18 protein-coding genes, 1 pseudogene and 1 riboswitch are annotated in these 23,562 nt (G+C 43.7%); of the genes and pseudogenes, 8 read left to right on the top strand and 11 right to left on the bottom strand.

Annotated elements, in window-relative coordinates:
- Positions 1 to 9: 9 nt before the first annotated feature.
- The 4 genes from BACFIN_RS03540 to BACFIN_RS03555 form a co-directional block, all read right to left on the bottom strand.
- Positions 10 to 1,659 carry an NAD(P)/FAD-dependent oxidoreductase gene (locus BACFIN_RS03540; protein WP_007756977.1) on the bottom strand — a complete coding sequence of 550 codons (1,650 nt, stop codon included), beginning with the start codon at positions 1,657 to 1,659 and terminating at the stop codon, positions 10 to 12.
- A gap of 44 nt (positions 1,660 to 1,703) precedes the next feature.
- Positions 1,704 to 2,078, bottom strand: coding sequence for a GxxExxY protein (locus BACFIN_RS03545; RefSeq protein WP_032839887.1), 375 nt, complete (start codon positions 2,076 to 2,078; stop codon positions 1,704 to 1,706).
- Between the two features lie 59 nt (positions 2,079 to 2,137).
- On the bottom strand, positions 2,138 to 3,505 hold the full coding sequence (radA, locus tag BACFIN_RS03550) for a DNA repair protein RadA (RefSeq protein ID WP_007756975.1): 1,368 nt from the start codon (positions 3,503 to 3,505) through the stop codon (positions 2,138 to 2,140).
- Positions 3,506 to 3,593: 88 nt separating this feature from the next.
- Positions 3,594 to 4,631: an asparaginase gene (locus BACFIN_RS03555; RefSeq protein WP_007756974.1), complete on the bottom strand. Its 1,038-nt coding sequence runs from the start codon at positions 4,629 to 4,631 to the stop codon at positions 3,594 to 3,596.
- 403 nt (positions 4,632 to 5,034) lie between these two features.
- On the opposite strand from BACFIN_RS03555, the gene thrA reads away from it, so the two are divergent.
- The 3 genes from thrA to thrC all read left to right on the top strand — a co-directional run bounded on the left by thrA (position 5,035) and on the right by thrC (position 10,107).
- Positions 5,035 to 7,470: a bifunctional aspartate kinase/homoserine dehydrogenase I gene (gene thrA, locus BACFIN_RS03560; protein WP_007756967.1), complete on the top strand. Its 2,436-nt coding sequence runs from the start codon at positions 5,035 to 5,037 to the stop codon at positions 7,468 to 7,470.
- A 27-nt stretch (positions 7,471 to 7,497) separates the two neighbouring features.
- Positions 7,498 to 8,733 (top strand): cofactor-independent phosphoglycerate mutase, encoded by a 1,236-nt coding sequence (locus BACFIN_RS03565; protein ID WP_007756966.1) that lies wholly within the window; start codon positions 7,498 to 7,500, stop codon positions 8,731 to 8,733.
- Between the two features lie 72 nt (positions 8,734 to 8,805).
- Complete coding sequence (gene thrC, locus BACFIN_RS03570; protein ID WP_007756965.1) at positions 8,806 to 10,107, top strand: threonine synthase; 1,302 nt, start codon at positions 8,806 to 8,808, stop codon at positions 10,105 to 10,107.
- A gap of 215 nt (positions 10,108 to 10,322) precedes the next feature.
- On the opposite strand, the gene BACFIN_RS03575 is transcribed toward thrC, so the two are convergent.
- The 3 genes from BACFIN_RS03575 to BACFIN_RS03585 are packed head-to-tail and all read right to left on the bottom strand — an operon-like array spanning position 10,323 to position 13,860.
- The gene (locus tag BACFIN_RS03575) at positions 10,323 to 10,946 is read right to left on the bottom strand and encodes a thiamine diphosphokinase (RefSeq protein WP_007756964.1); all 624 of its coding nucleotides are present in this window, start codon (positions 10,944 to 10,946) and stop codon (positions 10,323 to 10,325) included.
- Positions 10,943 to 11,551 (bottom strand): nicotinamide riboside transporter PnuC, encoded by a 609-nt coding sequence (pnuC, locus tag BACFIN_RS03580; RefSeq protein ID WP_032839886.1) that lies wholly within the window; start codon positions 11,549 to 11,551, stop codon positions 10,943 to 10,945. Before pnuC ends, BACFIN_RS03575 begins: the two co-directional genes overlap by 4 nt.
- 20 nt (positions 11,552 to 11,571) lie before the next feature.
- Positions 11,572 to 13,860 carry a TonB-dependent receptor gene (locus BACFIN_RS03585; RefSeq protein WP_007756960.1) on the bottom strand — a complete coding sequence of 763 codons (2,289 nt, stop codon included), beginning with the start codon at positions 13,858 to 13,860 and terminating at the stop codon, positions 11,572 to 11,574.
- Positions 13,861 to 13,957, bottom strand: a riboswitch (TPP riboswitch).
- A 127-nt stretch (positions 13,958 to 14,084) separates the two neighbouring features.
- On the opposite strand from BACFIN_RS03585, the gene BACFIN_RS03590 reads away from it, so the two are divergent.
- Complete coding sequence (locus BACFIN_RS03590) at positions 14,085 to 14,987, top strand: mechanosensitive ion channel family protein (protein ID WP_007756958.1); 903 nt, start codon at positions 14,085 to 14,087, stop codon at positions 14,985 to 14,987.
- A 101-nt stretch (positions 14,988 to 15,088) separates the two neighbouring features.
- Here the strand turns inward: BACFIN_RS03590 and BACFIN_RS03595 are convergent, their stop codons facing one another.
- Positions 15,089 to 15,328 (bottom strand): hypothetical protein, encoded by a 240-nt coding sequence (locus BACFIN_RS03595; protein ID WP_032839875.1) that lies wholly within the window; start codon positions 15,326 to 15,328, stop codon positions 15,089 to 15,091.
- A gap of 68 nt (positions 15,329 to 15,396) precedes the next feature.
- The gene (locus tag BACFIN_RS03600) at positions 15,397 to 16,683 is read right to left on the bottom strand and encodes an O-acetylhomoserine aminocarboxypropyltransferase/cysteine synthase family protein (protein WP_007756953.1); all 1,287 of its coding nucleotides are present in this window, start codon (positions 16,681 to 16,683) and stop codon (positions 15,397 to 15,399) included.
- A gap of 177 nt (positions 16,684 to 16,860) precedes the next feature.
- Here BACFIN_RS03600 and BACFIN_RS03605 point away from each other — a divergent pair, with 177 nt between their 5' ends.
- From BACFIN_RS03605 to BACFIN_RS03610, 3 genes and pseudogenes are all read left to right on the top strand, one after another.
- Complete coding sequence (locus tag BACFIN_RS03605; protein ID WP_004299136.1) at positions 16,861 to 17,331, top strand: Lrp/AsnC family transcriptional regulator; 471 nt, start codon at positions 16,861 to 16,863, stop codon at positions 17,329 to 17,331.
- Between the two features lie 32 nt (positions 17,332 to 17,363).
- Positions 17,364 to 17,549: pseudogene (locus BACFIN_RS23750) on the top strand (alpha/beta hydrolase); the annotation flags it as partial.
- Between the two features lie 79 nt (positions 17,550 to 17,628).
- Positions 17,629 to 19,002 carry an MATE family efflux transporter gene (locus BACFIN_RS03610; protein WP_007756950.1) on the top strand — a complete coding sequence of 458 codons (1,374 nt, stop codon included), beginning with the start codon at positions 17,629 to 17,631 and terminating at the stop codon, positions 19,000 to 19,002.
- 162 nt (positions 19,003 to 19,164) lie between these two features.
- Here the strand turns inward: BACFIN_RS03610 and BACFIN_RS03615 are convergent, their stop codons facing one another.
- The gene (locus tag BACFIN_RS03615; RefSeq protein WP_007756946.1) at positions 19,165 to 21,297 is read right to left on the bottom strand and encodes a cation:proton antiporter; all 2,133 of its coding nucleotides are present in this window, start codon (positions 21,295 to 21,297) and stop codon (positions 19,165 to 19,167) included.
- Positions 21,298 to 21,438: 141 nt separating this feature from the next.
- Between BACFIN_RS03615 and BACFIN_RS03620 the strand changes: the two genes are divergently transcribed.
- Positions 21,439 to 22,062 (top strand): hypothetical protein, encoded by a 624-nt coding sequence (locus BACFIN_RS03620; protein ID WP_007756945.1) that lies wholly within the window; start codon positions 21,439 to 21,441, stop codon positions 22,060 to 22,062.
- Between the two features lie 426 nt (positions 22,063 to 22,488).
- Here the strand turns inward: BACFIN_RS03620 and BACFIN_RS0220165 are convergent.
- A partial coding sequence (locus BACFIN_RS0220165; RefSeq protein WP_007756944.1) for an IdeS/Mac family cysteine endopeptidase occupies positions 22,489 to 23,562 on the bottom strand: 1,074 nt, incomplete at its 5' end.

Below are 23,562 nucleotides of genomic sequence, written 5' to 3'. Positions count from 1 at the left end.
GGGTTTTGATTAATGATGTAAATAATTAGCAGCGGCTTCCGCACACCGTTCTCCGTCTATTCCGGCAGAAACAATACCTCCGGCATAACCCGCTCCTTCTCCGCAAGGAAATAGACCGCGGACGGTTATATGCTGTAATGTTTCCTTGTCGCGTACAATGCGTACAGGCGAAGAAGTCCGTGTCTCGACACCAATCATTACCGCTTCATTAGTCAGAAATCCGTGACTGCTACGTCCGAATTGCTGGAAACCGAGAGATAACCTTTTACTGATGAATGGCGGCAACCAAAAATGAAGCGGAGAAGAAATAATTCCCGGACTATAAGAAGATTCGGGTAAATCGTAGCTCAATTTCTTACGGGTAAAATCCATCATACGTTGTGCCGGAGCAGTCTGTCGTCTTCCTCCTTGCAACCAGCATTGACGTTCCAGCTCCTCTTGAAAGTGAAGGGGGAGAAGTTGAGAGTTGAGAGTTGAAAGTTGAGAATGATTGAGAGATGGATTGATAGCGAGCAGCCGCTCATTCTGTTGCGCAGCCAACTCTCCACTCTCAATTCTCAACTCTCCACTTCTTAAATCTTCCGGTTGAATTTCCACCACCATTCCAGAGTTGCTCCAACGTGAGCCACGATTGGATGGAGACATGCCGTTTACTACCACCTGTTCCGGTCCGCTGGCGGCAGGAACGATGAAGCCACCGGGACACATACAGAAGCTGTATACTCCTCTGCCTTCTACCTGTGTCACAAAACTGTATTCGGCGGCAGGCAGGTATTTGCCCCGTCCGTTTTTATTATGATATTGTATTTGGTCAATCAACATTGCAGGATGTTCCAGGCGGACACCGACAGCAATCCCTTTCGCTTCAACTGTCACATTATTGGCGGCCAGCCAACGATACACATCTCTTGCCGAATGTCCGGTTGCCAAGATGACCGGTCCGAGAAACGTTTTTCCTGTATTCGTCTCGATACCTTTCACTTCATTGTTGTCGATAATCAGTGCATCCATTCGAGTTTGAAAATGCACCTCTCCACCACATTCGATGATGCTATTCCGCATATTTTCAATGACGCGTGGCAACTTGTCTGTTCCAATATGCGGATGCGCATCTACTAATATCGAGGTCGAAGCTCCATGTTGGCAAAATACATTCAGAATCTTATCTACATTTCCTCTTTTTTTGCTCCGGGTATAGAGCTTTCCATCCGAATAAGCTCCTGCACCCCCTTCGCCAAAACTGTAATTCGATTCCGGGTCAACCGTGTGTTCTCTGCTGATTTGTGCCAGATCTTTTTTACGCTCACGCACATCTTTTCCGCGTTCGATAACGATAGGACGTAATCCGAGTTCTATGAGGCGTAAGGCTGCAAACAGTCCGCCGGGACCGGCACCGACAACCACCACTTGCGGTTTTCCCTCTACACTATTATATATAGTATGTTCGTACTCATCTTCTTGAGGCATCTCATTGATGTATGCCCTCACCTTCAAATTGACGAAGATTGTCCGTTGGCGTGCATCAATACTCCGCTTCAAGATTCGGGTAGCAGTGATGTCACGCAGATTCAAACCTTTTTCTTTAGAAAGGTATTCCTTTAATTTCTGTCCGTTTACAGCAATTTCGGGGAGGATGCGGAGTTGGTATTCTTGTATCATATTTTTTCACCACAGAGGACACAGAGGTCACAGAGTTTAAATTTTTAGATAATAAAACGTTTGATTCCTTGTTTTAAATGAGGAACATTGAAATTTATTAATAGTCCATATTTTAGATGGCCAAGTTTCATATATGTCAATAGTTGGGCAGAATGTACCGGTTGTAGCATTTCCACACTTTTCAATTCTATAATGAGTTGGTTGTCTATCAACAAATCTATTCTGTAATCTGTATCTAATTGGGTTCCTTTATAGATTATAGGTAATTTCTTTTGTCTTTCTACATCTATATCGTTTGCTCTCAATTCATAGAATAAGCAGCTTTCGTATGTACTTTCAAGTAAACCCGCTCCCAATTGAGTATGCACCTCAAAAGCTAATCCCAGCACTTTACTCGTTAAATTATTAATATCTTCTATCATTATTTATTTACTTGATTAATCACTCCTCCGTGTCCTCTGCGTCCTCTGTGGTGAACCTAACCGAATAAAGCCCTGAACGCCTCTTCCACTTTCCTCACCGGTACTAGTTCTATCTTCAGTTTTTGGGTGTCGATTCCTTGCAAGTTATATTTAGGCAGTAAGAAACGTTTGAAACCTAACTTTTCAGCTTCACCGATACGTTGTTCAATTCGATTCACAGGACGTATCTCTCCCGACAGACCGATTTCTCCCGCCATGCAAACTTCCGGTTCGATAGCCGCATCCATATTCGAAGAAAGGATGGCGCTGATAACAGACAAATCAATGGCCGGATCATTAACTTTCAATCCTCCGGCGATATTCAGGAATACATCTTTCTGAGCCAACTTAAATCCTACGCGCTTTTCGAGAACAGCCAGCAGCATATTCATTCTTCTTAAATCGAAACCGGTTGCCGAGCGTTGCGGATTTCCATAGACAGCAGAACTCACCAAAGCCTGCGTCTCAATCAAGAACGGGCGAATTCCCTCAATGGCGGAAGCAATGGCTACCCCGCTCATCCCCTCATGATCCTGACTTAGCAAAAGCTCGGAAGGATTGCTGACTTGGCGCAACCCATCCTGACGCATCTCATAAATACCTAACTCTGCCGTACTACCGAAACGATTCTTGATACTGCGTAGAATACGGTACATATAATGTTGGTCACCTTCAAATTGAAGAACTGTATCTACGATGTGCTCCAGCACTTTAGGTCCTGCAATGCTTCCTTCCTTATTAATATGCCCGATCAGCAACACAGGTGTATGCGTTTCTTTCGCAAAACGAAGAATAGACGCCGAACACTCTCTGACCTGTGCGATACTTCCGGGAGACGATTCGATACTCTCGGTAGAAATAGTCTGTATGGAGTCGATGATCACCAGATCGGGATTCGTATTCTTGATATGTACATAAATCTGCTCGAGGGAAGTCTCGCAAACAATGAGACAGTCACTGGAAATAGAAGAGAGACGGTCGGCACGGAGCTTTAGTTGACGTGCACTCTCTTCGCCCGAGACATAAAGAATCTTCTTTTCCGGCATGTGCAATACAGTCTGCATGACGAGCGTAGATTTGCCGATTCCCGGTTCACCGCCTATCAGGACCAGAGAACCCGGTACCAGTCCCCCGCCCAATACACGATTCAATTCGTCATCGTGCATATTGATACGCGGTTCGTCATCCGCCACTATATCGGCAAGCGCAAGCGGTTTGGGCTTTTGCGTTTCAATCCCCGACACAGGACGGCGGTTGACCGGCTCTTTTCTCACAATTTCTTCTACATACGTATTCCACTCCCCACAGGACGGACATTTACCTACCCACTTCGGTGAATCCTGTCCGCAATTACTGCATACATATACGGTTTTCTCTTTTGCCATCGAACTTCCTTTCTTCGTTGTAGGGTACAAAAATAGGGATAATTTATTAGAAATAAGTTATCCCTGCCTAATAGAAATAGATGTATGCCTATATAGTTATCTCTCCGGCTATCGAACGGTTCATCCGGTCACGCACTTCATCCGGGGTATATCCGTGTCCTAATAAGAACATTAATTTGGTGACGGCGGACTCCATCGTGCTGTCGTAACCGGAGACAACACCTGCCTGCAATAGTTGATATCCCGTTTCATAGCGTTCCATCTCCACCATTCCCGCACTGCATTGTGTCACATTGACGATTACAATCCCTTGTGCGCTGGCCTGGCAAAGTCTTCGGATAAACCACTCTTTACGGGGAGCATTGCCGGAACCGTATGTTTCGAGTACAATCGCTTTCAGCCCTTCGATTCCTAGAACAGTAGCAATTACATTTTCCTGAATTCCCGGGAATAGTTTCAGTACAGCCACGTTCGTATCCAGCAGATAGTGTGGTTTCAACTTATGTTCCTCTCCATTCGCATGGATCTGTACATTATTATATTTGATATGAATGCCCGCCTCCGCCAGTACCGGATAATTGAATGACCGGAACGCGTTGAAATTCTCCGCATTGATTTTCGTTGTGCGGTTACCTCGCATCAAGTGGTTTTCAAAGAAGATGCAGACTTCCGGTACGAGCGCCTTTCCCTCCTTGTTCCGTGCGATGGCAATCTCGATACTTGTCATCAGATTCTCTTTCCCATCCGTGCGAAGTACCCCTATCGGAAGTTGAGAACCCGTCAGTATGACAGGCTTGTCCAACCCTTCCAGCATAAAACTGAGTGCGGAAGCGGTATATGCCATCGTATCCGTGCCGTGCAAGATTACAAACCCTTGATAGCGTTCATAGTTGTCATGAATAACATGAACCAGCTTTTGCCACATATCCGGTTCCATATCCGAAGAATCCATCGGCGGATCAAACTGATAGGTGTCTATCGGAAAGTTGAATTTCTGCAATTCGGGGATGTGCTTTTGGAGTTGTTCAAAATTGAAATTCTCCAATGCACCTGTTGCGGCGTTCTCAATCATTCCAATTGTTCCACCGGTGTATATTAGCAATACGGAAGTATTTATAGGGCTCATAAGCTGATTTTGCGTATTTGTATTCGCAAATATACTAATATAAATGATATATTTATAGCAAAATGATATAAAAGTGAATCTCTGCTGCAATAAGGGATTACTATGAAATATTCTTTTTATCAGAAAAAAACCGAAAAAAGTGATAGATTGAATGTTTTTATTATTACTTTTGCGACACTTATCAAAAACAAGAGTAGAAACAAGGACTATGATGAAGTACTATCCACATACAGTCACATCCATGTGTACCATGACCCTTAGGGGTTGATGGATAGTTTTTGTGTATCTACGTGATTCACGCCTGTATAAGCAGGCAAAATTCAAATTCAATTTTATTCGTAAATAACCAATCGTTCTGTTATAACATATACGCACAGGACATTGCATTTAAATAAGTATCTTCATGAAAGTAATGAAATTCGGCGGAACATCCGTAGGTTCCGTGAACAGCATTTTAAGCGTAAAGAGAATTGTAGAGTCGGCTGCTGAGCCGGTAATTGTAGTTGTTTCCGCATTGGGAGGCATCACGGACAAATTGATAAACACGTCGAAGATGGCGGCAATGGGAGATTCGGCATACGAAGGCGAGTTCCGTGAAATCGTTTATCGTCATGTGGAAATGATTAAAGAAGTGATTCCTGCCGGTGAAAAGCAGACATCATTGCAACGTCAGATCGGAGAACTGCTGAATGAGTTGAAAGACATCTTTCAAGGAATCTATCTGATTAAAGACCTTTCTCCGAAGACATCGGATACCATTGTAAGTTATGGAGAACGTCTTTCCTCTATCATAGTTACCGAACTGATTGAGGGGGCGCAATGGTTCGATTCGCGCACTTTTATCAAGACTGAAAAGAAACATAATAAACATATTCTGGATGCGGAACTGACTAATGAACTGGTGAAAAAGGCTTTCAGCTCAGTGCCGAAGGTTGCATTGGTGCCCGGATTTATCTCTTCTGATAAGACGACAGGAGATGTGACAAACTTGGGACGTGGCGGTTCGGACTATACGGCTGCCATTATCGCTGCTGCGCTGGATGCGAATAGTCTGGAAATCTGGACGGATGTAGACGGTTTCATGACGGCTGATCCGCGTGTCATTTCAACTGCTTACACAATTACCGAACTGAGCTATGTAGAAGCAACAGAACTTTGTAACTTCGGTGCGAAAGTAGTTTATCCGCCTACGATTTATCCGGTATGCCATAAGAATATACCTATTATAATAAAGAATACGTTTAATCCCGATGGCGTGGGAACGGTTATCAAACAAGAGGTTTCCAATCCGCAAAGCAAAGCCATTAAGGGTATTTCCTCTATCAATGATACGAGCCTCATTACTGTTCAAGGACTTGGTATGGTAGGGGTGATCGGTGTTAACTACCGTATCTTTAAGGCATTAGCAAAGAACGGAATCAGCGTGTTCCTTGTATCGCAGGCTTCTTCCGAGAACAGTACTTCTATCGGTGTGCGTAATGCCGATGCGGACTTGGCTTGCGAAGTGCTGAATGAGGAGTTTGCAAAAGAGATCGAGATGGGAGAGATTTCCCCGATTCTTGCAGAAAGAGACTTGGCTACGGTGGCTATCGTAGGTGAAAACATGAAACATACACCGGGTATCGCCGGCAAGCTGTTCGGCACATTGGGACGTAACGGTATCAATGTAATAGCTTGTGCACAGGGTGCTTCGGAAACAAATATCTCTTTTGTGGTGGATGCAAAATCTTTGCGTAAGTCTCTCAACGTTATTCACGACTCTTTCTTCTTGTCCGAATACCAGGTACTGAATCTCTTTATCTGCGGTATCGGTACGGTAGGCGGCAGTCTGGTAGAGCAGATTCGTTGTCAGCAACAGAAGTTGATGATGGAAAACGGACTGAAACTTCATGTGGTAGGTATCATTGATGCGGCTAAAGCGATGTTCAGCCGTGACGGTTTCGACCTCTCCAATTTCCGCGAGGAACTGAAGCAGAAAGGAAAAGACAGCAACTTGCAAACGATTCGTGAAGAGATAGTAGGCATGAATATTTTCAATTCCGTATTTGTTGACTGTACGGCAAGTGCGGATATTGCATCGTTGTATAAGGATTTGTTGCAGCATAACGTCTCTGTCGTTGCTGCCAATAAGATTGCCGCTTCGTCGGCTTACGAGAATTACCGTGAATTGAAGACAATCGCCCGTCAGCGTGGAGTGAAGTATCTGTTTGAAACCAATGTAGGTGCGGGACTTCCGATTATCAACACAATCAACGACTTGATTCACAGTGGTGACAAGATATTGAAGATTGAGGCGGTGCTTTCGGGTACATTGAATTATATCTTTAATAAGATCAGTGCTGATATACCTTTCAGCCGTACCATCAAGATGGCGCAAGAAGAGCGTTATTCCGAACCGGATCCGCGTATCGACCTCAGTGGAAAAGATGTAATCCGTAAATTGGTGATTCTGGCGCGTGAAGCGGGCTATCGTATCGAACAGGAAGATGTGGAAAAGAATCTTTTTGTGCCGAACGATTTCTTTGAAGGTTCTTTGGATGACTTCTGGAAGAAAGTGCCGAGTCTGGATGCGGACTTTGAAGCCCGTCGTCAAGTCTTGGAGAAGGAGAACAAACATTGGCGTTTTGTGGCAAAACTGGAGAATGGAAAAGCCTCTGTCGGCCTGCAGGAAGTCGGAGCCAACCATCCGTTCTACGGTCTGGAGGGCAGCAACAATATCATTCTGCTGACTACGGAACGTTATAAAGAATATCCGATGATGATTCAGGGATACGGTGCCGGTGCCGGTGTGACTGCCGCCGGAGTTTTTGCCGACATCATGAGTATCGCAAACGTTTAATTCAGTTGAGAGTTGAGACTTATTAAAATGAAACATATTATCATATTGGGAGACGGAATGGCCGATTGGCCGGTGAAGTCATTAGGGAACAAGACGCTCCTGCAATATGCAAAGACGCCTTATATGGATAAGTTAGCCCGCATGGGACGTAACGGACGGTTGATTACCGTAGCCGAAGGTTTCCATCCGGGTAGTGAGGTTGCCAATATGTCCGTATTGGGATATGACCTTCCGAAAGTATACGAAGGTCGCGGACCGCTGGAAGCTGCCAGTATCGGTGTGGACTTGCAACCGGGGGAGATAGCAATGCGTTGCAACTTAATTTGTGTAGAGGGAGAAATCTTGAAGAATCACTCTTCAGGACATATTTCTACTGAGGAAGCCGACGTGTTGATAAAATACCTGCAAGAAAATTTGGGGGATGACCGCGTACGTTTCCATACGGGAGTTCAGTACCGCCACTTGCTCGTTATTAAAGGCGGTAATAAGGAATTGGACTGCACGCCTCCGCATGATGTGCCTTTGAAGCCTTTCCGTCCGTTGATGGTGAAACCGTTGATGCCTGAAGCACAGGAAACGGCGGATCTGATTAATGACTTGATTCTGAAATCGCAGGAACTGCTCAAGAATCATCCTTTGAACTTGAAACGTATAGCCGAAGGCAAAGATCCGGCAAACAGTATCTGGCCTTGGAGTCCCGGTTACCGTCCTCAGATGCCTACCTTCTCTGAGACTTTTCCGCAAGTCAAGAAAGGGGCTGTGATTTCAGCAGTCGATTTGATTAACGGAATCGGTTACTATGCCGGTTTGCGCCGTATTGCCGTAGAAGGAGCTACCGGACTTTATAATACGAATTATGAAAATAAAGTAGCCGCTGCCCTCGAAGCTCTGAAAACTGACGATTTTGTTTATCTGCATATCGAAGCCAGCGATGAGGCCGGACATGAAGGAGACATCGACTTGAAACTCCTGACGATCGAGAATCTTGATAAGCGTGCCGTAGGTCCTATTTACGAAGCTGTGAAAGATTGGGACGAACCCGTAGCAATCGCTGTGTTGCCCGATCATCCTACTCCTTGCGAGCTTCGTACGCATACCTCCGAGCCTGTTCCGTTCTTTATCTGGTATCCGGGCATTGAGCCGGATGAGGTGCAGACGTTCGATGAGGTGGCTGCTTGTAACGGTAGTTACGGTTTGCTGAAAGAAGACGAGTTTATAAAAGCATTCATGAATTTCACACTCACCGCAGATTACACGGATTAACACTGATTATTTTCTCATAATTTCTAATCTGTGTGAATCCGTGTAATCCGTGGTGAACTTAAAATAATAACAATGAAATATTATAGTACCAATAAACAGGCTCCGATCGCTTCTTTGCAAGAAGCAGTCGTTAAAGGTCTTGCCGCAGACAAAGGTTTGTTCATGCCGATGTCCATCAAATCTCTTCCGCAAGAGTTTTACGATACGATTGATACATTGTCTTTTCAAGAGATAGCGTATCGTGTGGCCGATGCTTTCTTTGGAGAAGACGTTCCGGCAGAAACGTTGAAGCAGATTGTATATGATACTTTGAGTTTTGATGTACCGTTGGTAAAGGTATCGGAGAATATTTATTCCCTCGAACTCTTCCACGGTCCCACTTTGGCGTTCAAAGATGTAGGCGGTCGTTTTATGGCACGTCTGCTGGGATACTTTATAAAGAAAGAAGGACAGAAGAACGTAAATGTGCTGGTGGCGACTTCCGGTGATACGGGAAGTGCGGTGGCTAATGGATTCTTAGGAGTGGAAGGTATCCATGTGTATGTGCTTTACCCGAAAGGGAAGGTCAGTGAGATTCAGGAAAAGCAATTTACTACGTTGGGACAGAATATTACTGCGCTCGAAGTAGACGGAACATTCGATGACTGTCAGGCATTGGTAAAATCGGCTTTCATGGATAAGGAGTTGAATGAACATCTTTCTTTGACTTCCGCTAATTCCATCAATGTAGCCCGTTTTCTTCCGCAGGCGTTTTATTATTTCTATGCATATGCCCAGTTGAAACGTGCCGGAAAGGCGGACAATGCAGTGATCTGTGTACCTAGCGGAAACTTCGGAAATATCACAGCCGGATTGTTTGGCAAAAAGATGGGCTTGCCTGTGAAGCGTTTTATTGCCGCCAACAACCGTAATGATATTTTCTATCAATATCTGCAAACCGGTAAATACAGTCCCCGTCCTTCCATTGCTACCATTGCCAACGCCATGGACGTGGGCGATCCGAGTAACTTTGCCCGTGTGCTCGATTTGTACGGAGGTTCTCATGCGGCTATCTCAGCCGAGATTTCGGGAACTACTTATACCGACGAGCAAATTCGCGAGACAGTGAAAGAGACTTGGAAAGATCATCATTACCTGCTTGACCCTCACGGCGCTTGTGGTTATCGTGCGTTGATGGACGGCTTGCAACCAGGTGAAACCGGAGTATTCTTGGAAACAGCTCATCCTGCCAAATTCCTCGAAACAGTAGAAGGTATTATTGGCGAGGCTGTGGAAATCCCTGCCAAATTGCAGGAGTTTATGAAAGGAGAAAAGAAGAGCTTGCCTATGTCTAAAGACTTTGCGGACTTCAAAAAGTATCTACTAGCGCTTTAATCGTATGAAAGTTTTGTCTTACGAGGAAATTTAAAATACGGCTTATTGTCACTTGTTGGTTGTAGGAGATCCCGATGCGTTTCGGCCTAAAACCTCTCTGGTGCAGAAAGCGTGTCGTCTGACACAGTCCGACAAATTGAAAAGCGTCAAGTTATTATCCCCCAATCCTGTAATGAAGGTGTGGTTGAAACGGGAATTGGGGGCATAGTCTTGTCTTAATGAGCAAGATAAACAAGATACTCTCCTATGCAATGGATTGTGAATTGATTGGCTGTAGCCTCATTGAGTGTACCTTGCCACCAATTGCTAAAGTCACTGAGAGGATAAACCAATTCTTCTCCTTTCAATCCTTTTGCTCCGAAATTGATAATGGAAACTTGCTGACCGGGATGCGACTCGAATGTCTGTGTACCGCTGGCGGGCATAAATACACCGTAATCGGTGATAGTCCTGATTTCCAGATTCTCTTTCATATAGTCTATGAGCAGACTGATATTTCCTAATGTATGATCTTCCCGTTTGCCGGTGGCTCCTACAATAGCAATCTTCCGATAGCCTTTCTTTTGCAGAAACAGGACAGCTTTGGTCTGGTCGTTCGTCTCTTGGTCGGCTATCCGGTGGATGATAGGAGCAAACAATTCCTTATATTCCGGTGAAAGGGAGTCACCGTCGCCGATAATCACATCCGGAGTATGTCCGCGTGAAATATATTCATTGGCTGCCCCGTCACAGCAAACTACGAATTTTGCCTCTTCCAACATTCGCAAAGGAAGAGGATGGGTAGGATATTCGCCATTGGCAAGTATCACAGCCTCAGGAATATAGTGCTCGTTTATCATTGTACGCTCATTAATCTTTTCCATTTAAAGTAGCCAAAGATAGCGATAATGGAATAAAGTCCGTATAAAGCAGAGGTGAAATAAAGGTCTTTATAAATATAAAGTCCGCAACAGACAATATCGACAAGAATCCAGGCAAACCACTGTTCGATATACTTGCGTGCCAACATCCACATACCCACAATACTTAGTGCCGTAGTGAAACTATCCAACCACGGCACGTTACTGTCGGTGTACTCGATAAGTATCCAGGCAATGCCGAAAAAAGAAATGATAAATACAAAGAAAAGAGGGAGATAATATCTACGCGGAGTATGGACGATAGAAAGTTGTTGCAATTTATCATTTTCTCCCATGTCGGCAGATTCCCGGCTTTTTCCTTTTCTTCGTCCCCACATCCAGAAAAACCATCCATAGACCGCCGCTATCAGATAATAGATATTGATACCGAAGTCTGCATACAGCCCCGCTTTGTAATAGACGAAGATGTAGATAGCAGGCATGATGATACCCGCTATCCAAAGATAGATGCTTGCTCGGTATTCCAACCAAAGGTAGACTAAACCGACTACTGTACCGAACATTTCAAGGAAATTCATATCCATCATTCGAGCCTGTATTTTATTTAAAAACGGAGGGTGAGGTGTGCCAGAATATTGGTACCTGCCATCGGGTAGAAGCGTGGATCATGCTTTATCGCATACGTTTTTGTCTTATCCCCATTCTCATAAAGTGCCACACTTTGGGAGTATCCATTTGTCTCATATTTCGTATTGAACAAGTTATAGACGGTAGCTCCTATCGTGATTCGCTTTGTGTGGCGGGTTTTAAAGGAGTAAGAGGCACTCAGGTGATTGACGAAATAAGCGTCGAGTGAATTCTCTTTTGTACCGAAATTGTCGAGATACTGGCGGCTGACATATTGTGACTGGAGAGCAATTTCCAGTCCGTTGCTTCCGAGAGTAATCAGGCTGTTTCCGATGAAAGAAGGAGAGAAGGCGATCGGAGTGTTTCCACCCTCGATAGCTGTCTGCGTATATAAGTCATCGACAATCTCACCATTCACCAGGCTTTCATCATACACGTAACCTACGTAGTTCTTGATACGGTTTTTGCTCCATGTGCCGTTAAGATCCCAACGCAGCCAATCATTGAATTTTGCGCCTAATGACAACTCGACCCCCATGCGATAGCTGTCTTTTACGTTCTCTGCCATCGCTTCGCCTATATCATTGGTCTTTCCGTTCAATACCAACTGGTCTGTGTAATCCATATAATACAGGTTTACACCGGCCGTAAACCATTCACTACGGTAGGTATATCCCAACTCATAATCCAATAACTTCTCCGCTGTGGGATGTTCGTCAAACATTCCATCCGTATAATTGTTGCGGGTAGGTTCTTTCTGAGCTACCGAGAAAGAGGCGTATGTGCTATGGTTCGGATTGATTTGCCAGAAAAGTCCGGCTTTCGGATTGAAGAAGCTGAAGTGTTCTCTCACATCCAGTCGCTGCAAACGCTCGGGGGTAGCGGTGAAGTCCCATTTATCATTATCCCCATCAATCGTATAACGGATATAACGGTATTGCAGATCTGCGTAGGCACTCAGGCTGCCGGTCAGTTGGTAATTGGCTTTCAAATAGACATTCCCGTCCGTCTTTCCGCCGTTATTACGGTAATACTCATGTTCCGGGTCGAGTTGTTCGGTATAATTCTTTACCCACAAAACTTTTCCATAATGGTCGTTACTGTATCGGTTGAGTCCGCCGCCTAGCGAAGCGTTCAGTCTTTCATTCTGGTAATTCAGAGAGAAGATACCACCGCCGAAATCACTATCCACCAACTTCTGGCGTACGAGATTGGTTTTCTTCTGCGGTTCGCTGTTATCCGGCAGGTAGAAAGGCTTCAAACCATATTCCTTCAATGTGCGTCCGTTCTTGTATTCCTGATAATAACCGAAGCCATTGGTATAATGGAAAGCGATATTCAGATTCCATGCCGGAGAGAAGATATGATTGAATAGAAGTTGATAATGTGTCTGTCGGTAATTATCCGTTTGATCATCATAAAAGCCGATCGGATTACCTTTTCCTTTATTATCATCCAGAATGACTCCGTTCGGATTATATGTCCGGTCGTTCTCCAGTTGTTCTTTACTGATACCGTCCCAAGCATGATAAGTCTTCTCCTTTCCACCGAAAGTGATAAACTTGATCGTTGTGCTCTCACCGAAGTAACCGCCTTGCACGAAATATGATTTCAGATCTGATGAGGCGCGGTCGCGGTATCCGTCACTCTGGATATTAGAGAGCCGCGCATCGAATGCCCAATATTTGTTAATCAGCCCGGTTCCGACTTTGACCGTTTCTTTGTGCGTGTTGAATGAACCGTAAGAGCCGGAAACTTCGGCGTATGGTTGGGATGAAATGCTTTGCGTACGCATATTGATACTGGCGCCGAATGCTCCCGAACCGTTGGTCGATGTGCCTGCGCCTCGTTGAATCTGCATATCTTCCAGAGAAGAGGCGAAGTCGGGAGTATTTACCCAGAAGATGGCGTGGCTCTCAGCATCGTTCATCGGAATACCGTTGGCGGTGACGTTAATACGGGTAGCGTCCGTTCCGCGAACGCGAATCGTAGTATATCCTACTCCCGCCCCGGCATCTGAAGTTGTCAGTACGGAAGGAGTGGTAGATAATAGGAATGGGATATCCTGTCCGAAATTCTGTTTACTGATCTGTTCTTTTCTTACATTGGTGAATGCTACCGGAGTTTTCGCCGTAGCACGCGTGGATACTACCTGCACTTCTTGCAGGTTTACAACTTTCAGACTGTCCGCTTTAGCACTCGTCTGTGCATGGACAGCGAAGCCTGCGCCCGATAAGGCGATGGCCATCATAACAATTCTTTTCATCTTGCTTATTTGTTAGTTCTCTACGCCGGCATTACCCGGTTCAGATTCTATGGGTATGTTCTCAGCCCGTCATGTTAAGGCACCCCTACTAGTGAATCGGATGCAAAAATACAGCATTTACAGGAGGAAAGCAAAAAAAACTTTTAGATTTGCTAAAAACAATATAACTTTGCAATTCGTTGAAAAGGACAAACAATCATTTATTCATTTAATACATTTAGATTATGTTACTATTATTCCAAGCAACACAAGCTGCGGATTCCGTGCAAGTGGCCGCAGATGAGCTGATGAAAGAGGCGATTGCCAACGCTGAAGGTTTGGACAAGCTTTCATTGATAACCCAGCAACTGATAGACTTCGGTATTCGTGCCGGAGAACGTATCCTGATAGCGGTCATTGTTTTTATTGTAGGGCGTTTCCTTATTTCGATGCTCAAAAATTTTGTAGGGCGTTTGATGGATAAGAGAAAGGTTGATATAAGTATCAAAACTTTCGTCCGGAGTTTGGTGAATATCCTATTGACTATCCTGTTGATTATTTCGGTTGTCGGTGCTTTGGGAGTAGAAACAACTTCGTTTGCGGCTTTGCTGGCATCTGCTGGTGTGGCTGTCGGTATGGCGTTATCCGGTAACTTGCAGAACTTTGCCGGAGGACTGATCGTGTTGCTGTTCAAACCTTATAAAGTAGGCGATTGGATTGAAAGTCAGGGTGTTTCGGGTACAGTAAAAGAAATACAGATTTTCCACACTATTCTAACTACTGCGGATAACAAAGTGATTTATGTACCGAACGGAGCGATGAGTAGCGGTGTGGTTACCAATTATAGCAATCAGGTGACTCGTCGTGTAGAGTGGATTGTAGGAATCGATTATGGAGAAGATTATGACAAGGTACAGGAAGTCGTTTATGAGATTCTTGCTGCCGATAAGCGTATCCTGAATGAACCCGCCCCGTTTGTAGCTCTTCATGCATTGGACGCAAGCAGTGTGAATGTAGTTGCGCGTGTTTGGGTGAACAGCTCAGATTATTGGGGAGTTTATTTCGACATTAACAAGGCTATTTACGAAACCTTCAATGAAAAGGGTATCAATTTCCCGTTCCCGCAGCTTACAGTGCATCAAGGCTGATTATTATACCGTATATAATAGAAAACGAAAGAGTCTCACTTTTGTGGAACTCTCTCGTTTTATTTAGAACAATAGTCTGGTGTGATTGAATGAATTTACTTTTATTTAATACCGAAATCTTCGGCTAGCTCGTATCTGTCTTCTTTAATCCCCAGTACGTGATTGATTTTCCTTCTTTTTTCAAGATCCTTGAAGTAATTTTCTACGACCTGATAGAGATTAAAGTTTGTAGTAGATCCGGCGGCTAAATCGAGTGACTCCACTAGCTTTTCTACGGCTTGATGGATTTTCTCTGCGTCTATCAGATGCAGTTCGTTGCTGTGTATTAAATATTTTTCCATGACTGCAATGTTTTTAATGTTATATAGGTATAACATCTTGCAGTCATGGAAAGTTCAATGATTGAATGTTAGATTTTCGCAAGCGCCTGATCCAGATCCGCAATCAGGTCATCGATATGTTCCGTTCCAATGGATAGACGTACGGTGCCCGGATAAATCTCCTGTTCGGCTAGCTCCTGTGCATTGAGCTGTGAATGGGTAGTGCTTGCCGGGTGGATCACCAATGATTTCACATCGGCAACATTGGCAAGCAGGGAGAAAATCTCCAGACTGTCGATGAAGCGGTGTGCTTCTTCTTGTCCGCCTTTTACCTCGAAAGTAAAAATGGAACCGGCACCGTTCGGGAAGTAACGTTGATACAGTGCATGGTCGGGATGATTGGATAATGACGGATGGTTCACTTTCTTCACTTTCGGGTGATTGTTTAAGAAATTCACTACCTTCAATGCATTTTCTACATGGCGTTCTACGCGCAAGGAAAGAGTTTCCAGGCCTTGCAGCAGGATAAAAGCGTTGAAGGGACTGATGGTGGCACCTGTGTCTCGCAGCAGAATAGCACGGATACGGATGGCATAGGCAGCCGGACCGGCTGCATCAACGAAGCGTACGCCATGATAGCATGGATCAGGTTCGGTTAGTTGTGGAAATTTGCCGGAAGCTACCCAGTCGAATTTGCCCGAATCTACAATGACTCCTCCTAATGAAGAACCATGTCCGCCAATGAATTTTGTTGCAGAATGTACTACGATATCTGCTCCGTGTTCGATGGGGCGGATTAAATACGGAGTACCGAATGTGTTATCAATAATTAAAGGAATTTTGTGGCGGTGAGCTATTTCAGCTACTGCCTCTATATCAATGATATTTGAGTTCGGATTTCCCAGTGTCTCGATAAATACGGCTTTCGTATTTTCCTGAATGGCTTTTTCAAAGTTCGATAAATCACTTGGATCAACGAATGTTGTTGTGATGCCATAACTGGGTAAGGTATGAGCCAGTAAGTTATAGCTTCCTCCATAAATAGTTTTGGCTGCCACAATATGGTCGCCTGCACGAGTGATGTTCTCGAAAGCATAAGTGATGGCAGCGGCACCCGAAGCAACTGCCAGCCCTGCTACTCCTCCTTCAAGAGCGGCTACGCGTTGTTCAAAAACTCCTTGAGTGGAGTTGGTCAGACGACCGTAGATGTTTCCCGGATCCTGCAGGCCGAAACGTGCGGCTGCGTGAGCGGAGTTGTGAAATACATAAGAGGTAGTCTGATAAATAGGTACTGCACGGGCATCTGTTGCCGGATCTGCTTGTTCTTGTCCTACATGAACTTGTAAAGTCTCGAAATGTAATTTCTTTGTTGCCATAATCGTATGTTTTTTAAGTTTATATTCTTCCTTTATTTTCTTGCAAAGTTATGGGATGTAGATATATCGAACAATATATAGCTTAAATATAGAAAATAATGCTATTTTTGTGCCGTTATATGGAATAATGTAACTGCGTTATTCCTAAAAATCACCTTTTAGAAGAATATTTTTCTTATGGATACTTTTGATAAACTGGATAGAGTCGATTTGCAAATACTCCGTACTTTGCAGGAAAACGCCCGATTGACAACAAAAGAGTTGGCTGCACGGGTGAGCCTTTCTTCAACTCCTGTTTTTGAACGTCTTAAACGGTTGGAGAGTGGAGGATATATAAAGAAGTATATTGCCGTGTTGGATGCGGAAAAGCTGAATCAGGGATTTGTCGTGTTCTGCAGTGTGAAGCTTAGACGTCTGAACAGGGATATAGCAGCCGAGTTTACACGGATCATACAGGATATTCCTGAAGTAACCGAATGTTATAACATATCAGGAAGTTATGATTACCTGTTGAAGATTCATGCTCCCAATATGAAATACTATCAGGAGTTTATTCTGAATGTGTTGGGGACGATTGATAGCTTGGGGTCACTGGAAAGCACGTTTGTGATGGCTGAAGTGAAGCATCAATATGGGATACATATTTAGTTCGTTGTGTGATAGTCTGAAATTTATCTTGTATATTTGCTACCCGATATCCGCAGTTGATAAGTAAAGCTATATCTATGGATCATCGCAGAATGATAATGCCCGGAATACAGAGTCCTTGACTCTGTACACTAAGAGGATGCGGTTATGATGCAGGTTCTGGAGTGTTACCTACTGAAAAGGAGCAGGAACAATTCCGGATGAAGGTTGTAAAAGTTTTATTTTATTCAATGGTTTTAAACCGGAAGCCTGTTTTTCTTATAACTTTGCAACAGATTTTAGAAAAAGGAGTTTGGGATGATAAATAAATATGAAGAACGACTGGGGACAGAGCGCATGTTACCGCTTGTTTTTAAGATGGCACTTCCGGCTGTGGCAGCGCAATTTGTTAATTTGCTTTATAGCATGGTCGACCGTATTTATATTGGTCATATCCCTGGGATTGGTACGGATGCATTGGCGGGTGTAGGAGTAACGACTTCTCTTGTTATACTGATTTCTTCTTTTTCAGCGATAGTAGGAGGTGGCGGTGCGCCGTTAGCGGCTATTGCACTCGGGCAAGGGGATCGTTCACGTGCCGGAAAAATTCTGGGTAATGGTTTTATCCTGCTGATACTATTCACCTTGTTTACTTCTCTCATCGCATATATCTTTATGGAGCCGATTTTACTTTTTACAGGAGCTTCGGAAAATACATTGGAATATGCGGTCGACTATCTTTCTATCTATTTATTAGGAACTATCTTCGTAGAAATATCCACAGGATTAAATTCCTTTATCAATGCACAAGGGCGTCCTGCTATCGCCATGTACTCGGTATTAATAGGAGCGCTGTTGAATATCGTTCTCGACCCGATTTTCATCTTTTGGCTCGATATGGGAGTAAAAGGCGCAGCCCTGGCTACAGTACTTTCACAGGCATGTAGTGCAGTATGGGTTTTAACTTTCCTTTTCTCCCGGCACGCCTCTCTCCCTTTGGAAAAACGTTACATGGCGTTGAACCGGAAGATAATACTTTCTATATTTGCTTTGGGCGTATCACCGTTTATTATGGCAAGTACCGAAAGCCTGGTTGGCTTTGTTCTGAACAGCAGCCTGAAAGATTTTGGAGATATTTATGTCAGCGCATTGACCATCTTGCAAAGTGCGATGCAATTTGCAAGTGTCCCTTTAACAGGATTTGCGCAAGGTTTCGTTCCCATTGTGAGTTATAATTATGGGCACGGCGATAAACAACGTGTCAAAGACTGTTTCCGTGTCGCATTGATAACCATGTTCTCATTCAACTTACTGCTGATGTTGTTTATGATTCTTTTCCCCTCAACAGTAGCTTCCGCCTTTACGAGTGATGAAAGACTGATAGAAACAGTCCGCTGGACAATGCCTGTTTTCTTGGGTGGTATGACTATTTTCGGATTGCAACGAGCCTGCCAAAATATGTTTGTAGCCTTGGGACAAGCAAAAATTTCTATTTTCATAGCCTTGCTGCGCAAAGTAATTCTGCTGATCCCATTGGCATTGATATTGCCACACCTTATGGGAGTAGCCGGTGTATATGCGGCTGAAGCAATATCCGATGCGACAGCGGCAATTTGTTGTACTTTGTTGTTCTTCTGGCAGTTCCCCAAAATATTGGGAAAAATCCAAAGGAGCGCTTTGCGCATAAGCTAAATTTCCTGATGTTTATCCATAAATAGAACTAGTTATGTAACTGCTTACGTATTTTTGCGAAAAATGTTTGTTCATATTATAAAAAGCTAATGTATTTCCAAAGTATCTCTCATGGAAAGTGGTCGTCTCATCATTATTTAACAAGAGAAACACTATGAAATATCAGTCTTTCTTAAACCACCTGTAAAACCATTTACCCACCTTTTCATAATGCCGGGTTTCGGTATCAGTGTATAGCTTAGAAAAGAATGACGTATCTAATGGTTCTCCCGATTGGTTAGGATATAATACGATTAAGCTATTGTTGGAGAAGTATTTGCTAAGCTGTCTCGGTAGTTTCTCAAAAGAACTGTCGTAAGAGAGAGTTCCCGGTCGTGCGCTGATAATGACTAATAAATGGTCATAGCTTACTTGTCCTGTTAATACCAGCAAGTCATTCCAATCTTCTAAAAGAGAGAAATCGGTTAGCACCTGTTTATGCTTTTTCTTTATCAATGTTTGCAGGTGGGCGGTTGTCTTTTCATTTGCAAAGAAATGTACCCGGCAACCGAGCGTGCTTCCCATCCGGCAGAAATGTTCCATCCAACGGGGAAAGCCGGATTCATATTCTGCTTTCGGTGGGACGGCAACGACAATCCGTTTAAGCGTGTGAACCGGTATCAGGAATTTGGAAATAATAAGCTCACAGTTCAATCTTTTCAGCAGGTGTCCGGCAAGTACACCGAAAAATGAATCCGTGATGTTTGCCTTGTGGTGCAACCCGGTGATAATGCTTGTTATCTCATTCTCTTTGGCGGAATGGATAATGCCGGAAGCGATATTCAAGTCATAACGGGTAATTTGTCTCAACGGGACGTTGACCGCTGTTGTCATCATAGCCGCTTTTTCCAGATAACGTTTGCTCCGCATTCTCAGATTGTCGGAAGTGTTATCATTATTGATTACATTGATTGCCAATAGATTATCTTTCAATTTCGGGTCACGTATAACTAAAGAAAGATTTACCATATCTTCGATGGTGTTCGGATTGTTAAGAGCCACTAAGATCTTTTCCGTTTCTGTAGCCGAAGAGGTTTTCTCCGGTTCAGAGTCGTCTATGGCAACCTTCTTGGCTGCCCGTTCCGTTATCAGCGAACTTACCACACAGGTTACCAGAATCAGTAGTACTGTTCCGTTCAGTACATCGTCATTCAGCAGGCGTTCTCCTCCGGGCAGGATAATGTTATATCCCACCAGCACGGCCGCCAATGTAGCCGCTGCTTGTGCGGTACTCAGCCCGTACATTAGCTTTCGTTCAAGAGCAGACATCTTGTAGATCTTCTGTGTCAGCCAACAAGCGATCCATTTGCCGGTCAGAGCCATTATAATCATTACGGCAGCCACTTTCAGCGCATCTCCGTGTCCGAAGATGACGCGAAGGTTAATCAACATTCCCACTCCGATAAGAAAATAAGGAATGAAAAGCGCATTGCCGACAAATTCCAGATGATTCATTAAGGGGGAGACGTGCGGAATGAGCCGGTTTAATACCAGGCCTGCCAGGAAAGCTCCTAGAATCCCTTCCATACCTACGAACTCCATTAGTCCTGCTCCCAAAAAGACCATAGCCAGGACGAAAATGAATTGCATTACATTATCATTGTACCGATGGAAGAACCAGCGCCCGACACGTGGAAAAACGTAGATGATAAACGCACCTAGAAAGATGACTTTTATTACCAGCCAAATCCAGAACAGCCCCCCTGTCTCCCCTTTGAATAGTCCGCCTACAACGGCGAGAATCAACAGTGTGAGTGTGTCCGTCACTGCAGTTCCTCCTACTGCGATACTTACGCTGCGATGGCGTGATACGCCAAAGCGTGTGACGATGGGATAGGCTACAAGGGTATGTGACGCGTACATACTGGCCAGCAGTACGGAAGTGATTACACCGTATTTCAGGTACGATACATTTGCCACAAATCCTATTCCTATGGGGACGATAAAAGCCAGTAATCCCAGTACTAACGCTTTGTTTCGTGTCTCCTTGAAATCTCCCATATTCATTTCAAGGCCTGCCAGAAACATGATGTAATAGAGACCGACTTTCCCGAATAGCTCGAAACTGCTGTCGCGTGCCAGAATATTGAAGCCGTGCTCACCAATTGCCAGTCCTGCTAGGATCATTCCTATAATATGCGGGATACGCAGCTTGTTCAATAGGATAGGGGCAAATAATATAATAAGGAGTACAAGGAGAAATATCCATGTAGGGTCGGTGATAGGAAGTGTTAAATCAAGGCCAATCCAATCCATAAGTTGATAAGTTCGTAATATTCTTCGCGCAAAATAACTTAAAAAAAGTCTTTTAAAAAAGCATTCGTTGATAAAATACTCCTTTGTACCATATAATCTGTATCTTTGCTTCCGATTTAAACCAACTAACAATTTAGAAAAATGAAAACAGCGTTATTGGCATTAGGAGTTTTGTGTATTATGGGCAGTTGCTCGTCGGAGATGAAAAGTTCCAAAGGGATTGTTTGCGATGCGTCAATGAATACGGTATCCATTGTTACGGATAAGAATGACACGCTTTCGTTTAGTACGATGGATGCGAACAAGGAACAAGTTGACGGTTTGCTTTTGAATGATACATTGGAAGTATTTTATGCAGGGAAATATACACCGGGAATGCAGGCTTCCAAATTGGTTCAATATCCGCAGGCTCCCCGATTGGGCGGTGACCGTGATGAGCACGGTTGTATCGGTTCTGCTGGATACGTATGGTGTGAAGTACAAAAAGACTGCATCCGTTTATTTGAAAAAGGTATTCGTACAGAGGCTGTTAACGGAGGTGAGACTTCTGCTTTTATCGTTTTCAGTCCCGATTCTACACGTGCTGAACTCTTCTTCTCGGATAAGCAACCCAATGAAATATTGGAAAGACGTAGTTTGCCGTCGGGTGGCTATGCGTGGAATGTAGAAGACGATGATACAAAGAATGTGCGACTGGTGGACGGCTTATGGACAATCAGTCAAAGAGGTGATTTGATTTATACTCAGAAAGCTGAGAACAAATAATCAGTGGAGGAAGAGTATCGGTATGACTACTAATTCTTTTTTACAGCATCATCTCCTTTTCCGTTTTCGTCAGATGGACCTAGCTAATGTAAAATTACCACTCTCTTATGTCAAAAAGCTTCACCATAGAATATAACTTAACGTAAGTTCGATATAAAATCAAAAATAGCCACTTGCCAGTCATCGATAAACTTCACATCAATGGCGGACAACTTGCTATTTTTGATTTTATTTCGAACTCACGTTATTTAGTGAGCATTATATAGCACAAGAGGATATTCGAAAAGGCCTGTTAATCCTGCTTGACTATATAAAAAGGCTATAGTTAACACAACAAACAAACCGACTATAACCTTCCAAAAATATACTCCAGTAGTACTTACAACAGAGAAGTTAAAGACGACTTCTTGAATGTTAGCAAAAAAATTACTGGAAATACTTCTTCCATTCTGCTTTTTTCAATCCCATAAAATTCAGTTCCAGAATTTGTATAGTGAAACAACCAGGCACACTGCTTTCCATGAAAGGTATTCCGTCTCGTATCTGAATTGGTTTACGAATCATGCCAGCTTTAGTCAGCGTTCCATTATCTAGATTATTTTCCAAGTCCGTGTCATTATTATCGGTGATATATAAGTAGGTTATTTCTCCTTGAGAATCAAATTCTGCTCCCCAAATGTTAATAGCGTGTGTCTGCCTTCCAAAGGAATGGGCGCATCCTATGGCCTTTTGTCCGGATAGAGCTTCTTTTATGATTTCCGTAAAACGATAGCGAAAAGATTGACACGTTTCGCATACCGAGCAATTTTCACCAAGCACTTCCTTAAAGAAACCGGCTTCCTGTTTAGCTCCGTTAAGGAACTTTCCGGTGAAGAACCAGTTTAATGCAGCAGCCACATTATTACCAGTATTCGAGAAATTTTTTTTGTAAAAATCAAACACCTCACAATCCAACGAACCATTATAGCGGGATGGCCCGTCATATCCAAACCTATTTACATATTCCTTGTTTTCTTCCAACCACCAATAAATGATATTGGATACAGAAGCAGCCCAACAAAGGTTATTATCACTATTGGGTTGCTCTCCCCATACATCTTTTTTATTACAATCAAACCAACCGTATGCTTTATTCCATTTCAGCCCCCGCACCTTGCTTGGTGTTAAGTACGCATACTCCCACATTTGTGGATCCGGCATACCTGTGAGACCATGTGTCCATACCACTTTTCCGGCCCATTCTTGCGGAATCTCCGGTTCAGGATCGGGATCAGGCTTCTCCGGTTCAGGATCGGGATCAGGCTTCTCCGGTTCGGGATCAGGATCAGGTTTCTCTGGTTCAGGATCAGGTTTCTCCGGATCAGGTTTTTCATTATCCGGATTTATTTCTTCCAGCGGAGGAATAATCACTTCATCAAGAGGTTCATCCTTATCGCATCCATCAAGAAAAACTGATAAAGAGACGATTGAAAGAACAAGAATAAAAATTTTGAATCGTTC

The organism is Bacteroides finegoldii DSM 17565, from assembly GCF_000156195.1.
GTDB classification, from domain to species: Bacteria; Bacteroidota; Bacteroidia; order Bacteroidales; family Bacteroidaceae; genus Bacteroides; species Bacteroides finegoldii.
The sequence above is the reverse complement of the archived record's forward strand: the minus strand, read 5'-3'. Positions and strand labels throughout refer to the sequence as shown.

Bases quoted from the DNA above. Each gene is read 5' to 3' on its own strand.
- BACFIN_RS03540 (WP_007756977.1), bottom strand. From the start codon at position 1,659: ATGATACAAGAATACCAACTCCGCATCCTCCCCGAAATTGCTGTAAAC.
- radA (WP_007756975.1), bottom strand. From the start codon at position 3,505: ATGGCAAAAGAGAAAACCGTATATGTATGCAGTAATTGCGGACAGGAT.
- BACFIN_RS03555 (WP_007756974.1), bottom strand. From the start codon at position 4,631: ATGAGCCCTATAAATACTTCCGTATTGCTAATATACACCGGTGGAACA.
- thrA (WP_007756967.1), top strand. From the start codon at position 5,035: ATGAAAGTAATGAAATTCGGCGGAACATCCGTAGGTTCCGTGAACAGC.
- BACFIN_RS03565 (WP_007756966.1), top strand. From the start codon at position 7,498: ATGAAACATATTATCATATTGGGAGACGGAATGGCCGATTGGCCGGTG.
- thrC (WP_007756965.1), top strand. From the start codon at position 8,806: ATGAAATATTATAGTACCAATAAACAGGCTCCGATCGCTTCTTTGCAA.
- BACFIN_RS03575 (WP_007756964.1), bottom strand. From the start codon at position 10,946: ATGATAAACGAGCACTATATTCCTGAGGCTGTGATACTTGCCAATGGC.
- pnuC (WP_032839886.1), bottom strand. From the start codon at position 11,551: ATGGATATGAATTTCCTTGAAATGTTCGGTACAGTAGTCGGTTTAGTC.
- BACFIN_RS03585 (WP_007756960.1), bottom strand. From the start codon at position 13,860: ATGAAAAGAATTGTTATGATGGCCATCGCCTTATCGGGCGCAGGCTTC.
- BACFIN_RS03590 (WP_007756958.1), top strand. From the start codon at position 14,085: ATGTTACTATTATTCCAAGCAACACAAGCTGCGGATTCCGTGCAAGTG.
- BACFIN_RS03595 (WP_032839875.1), bottom strand. From the start codon at position 15,328: ATGGAAAAATATTTAATACACAGCAACGAACTGCATCTGATAGACGCA.
- BACFIN_RS03600 (WP_007756953.1), bottom strand. From the start codon at position 16,683: ATGGCAACAAAGAAATTACATTTCGAGACTTTACAAGTTCATGTAGGA.
- BACFIN_RS03605 (WP_004299136.1), top strand. From the start codon at position 16,861: ATGGATACTTTTGATAAACTGGATAGAGTCGATTTGCAAATACTCCGT.
- BACFIN_RS03610 (WP_007756950.1), top strand. From the start codon at position 17,629: ATGATAAATAAATATGAAGAACGACTGGGGACAGAGCGCATGTTACCG.
- BACFIN_RS03615 (WP_007756946.1), bottom strand. From the start codon at position 21,297: ATGGATTGGATTGGCCTTGATTTAACACTTCCTATCACCGACCCTACA.
- BACFIN_RS03620 (WP_007756945.1), top strand. From the start codon at position 21,439: ATGAAAACAGCGTTATTGGCATTAGGAGTTTTGTGTATTATGGGCAGT.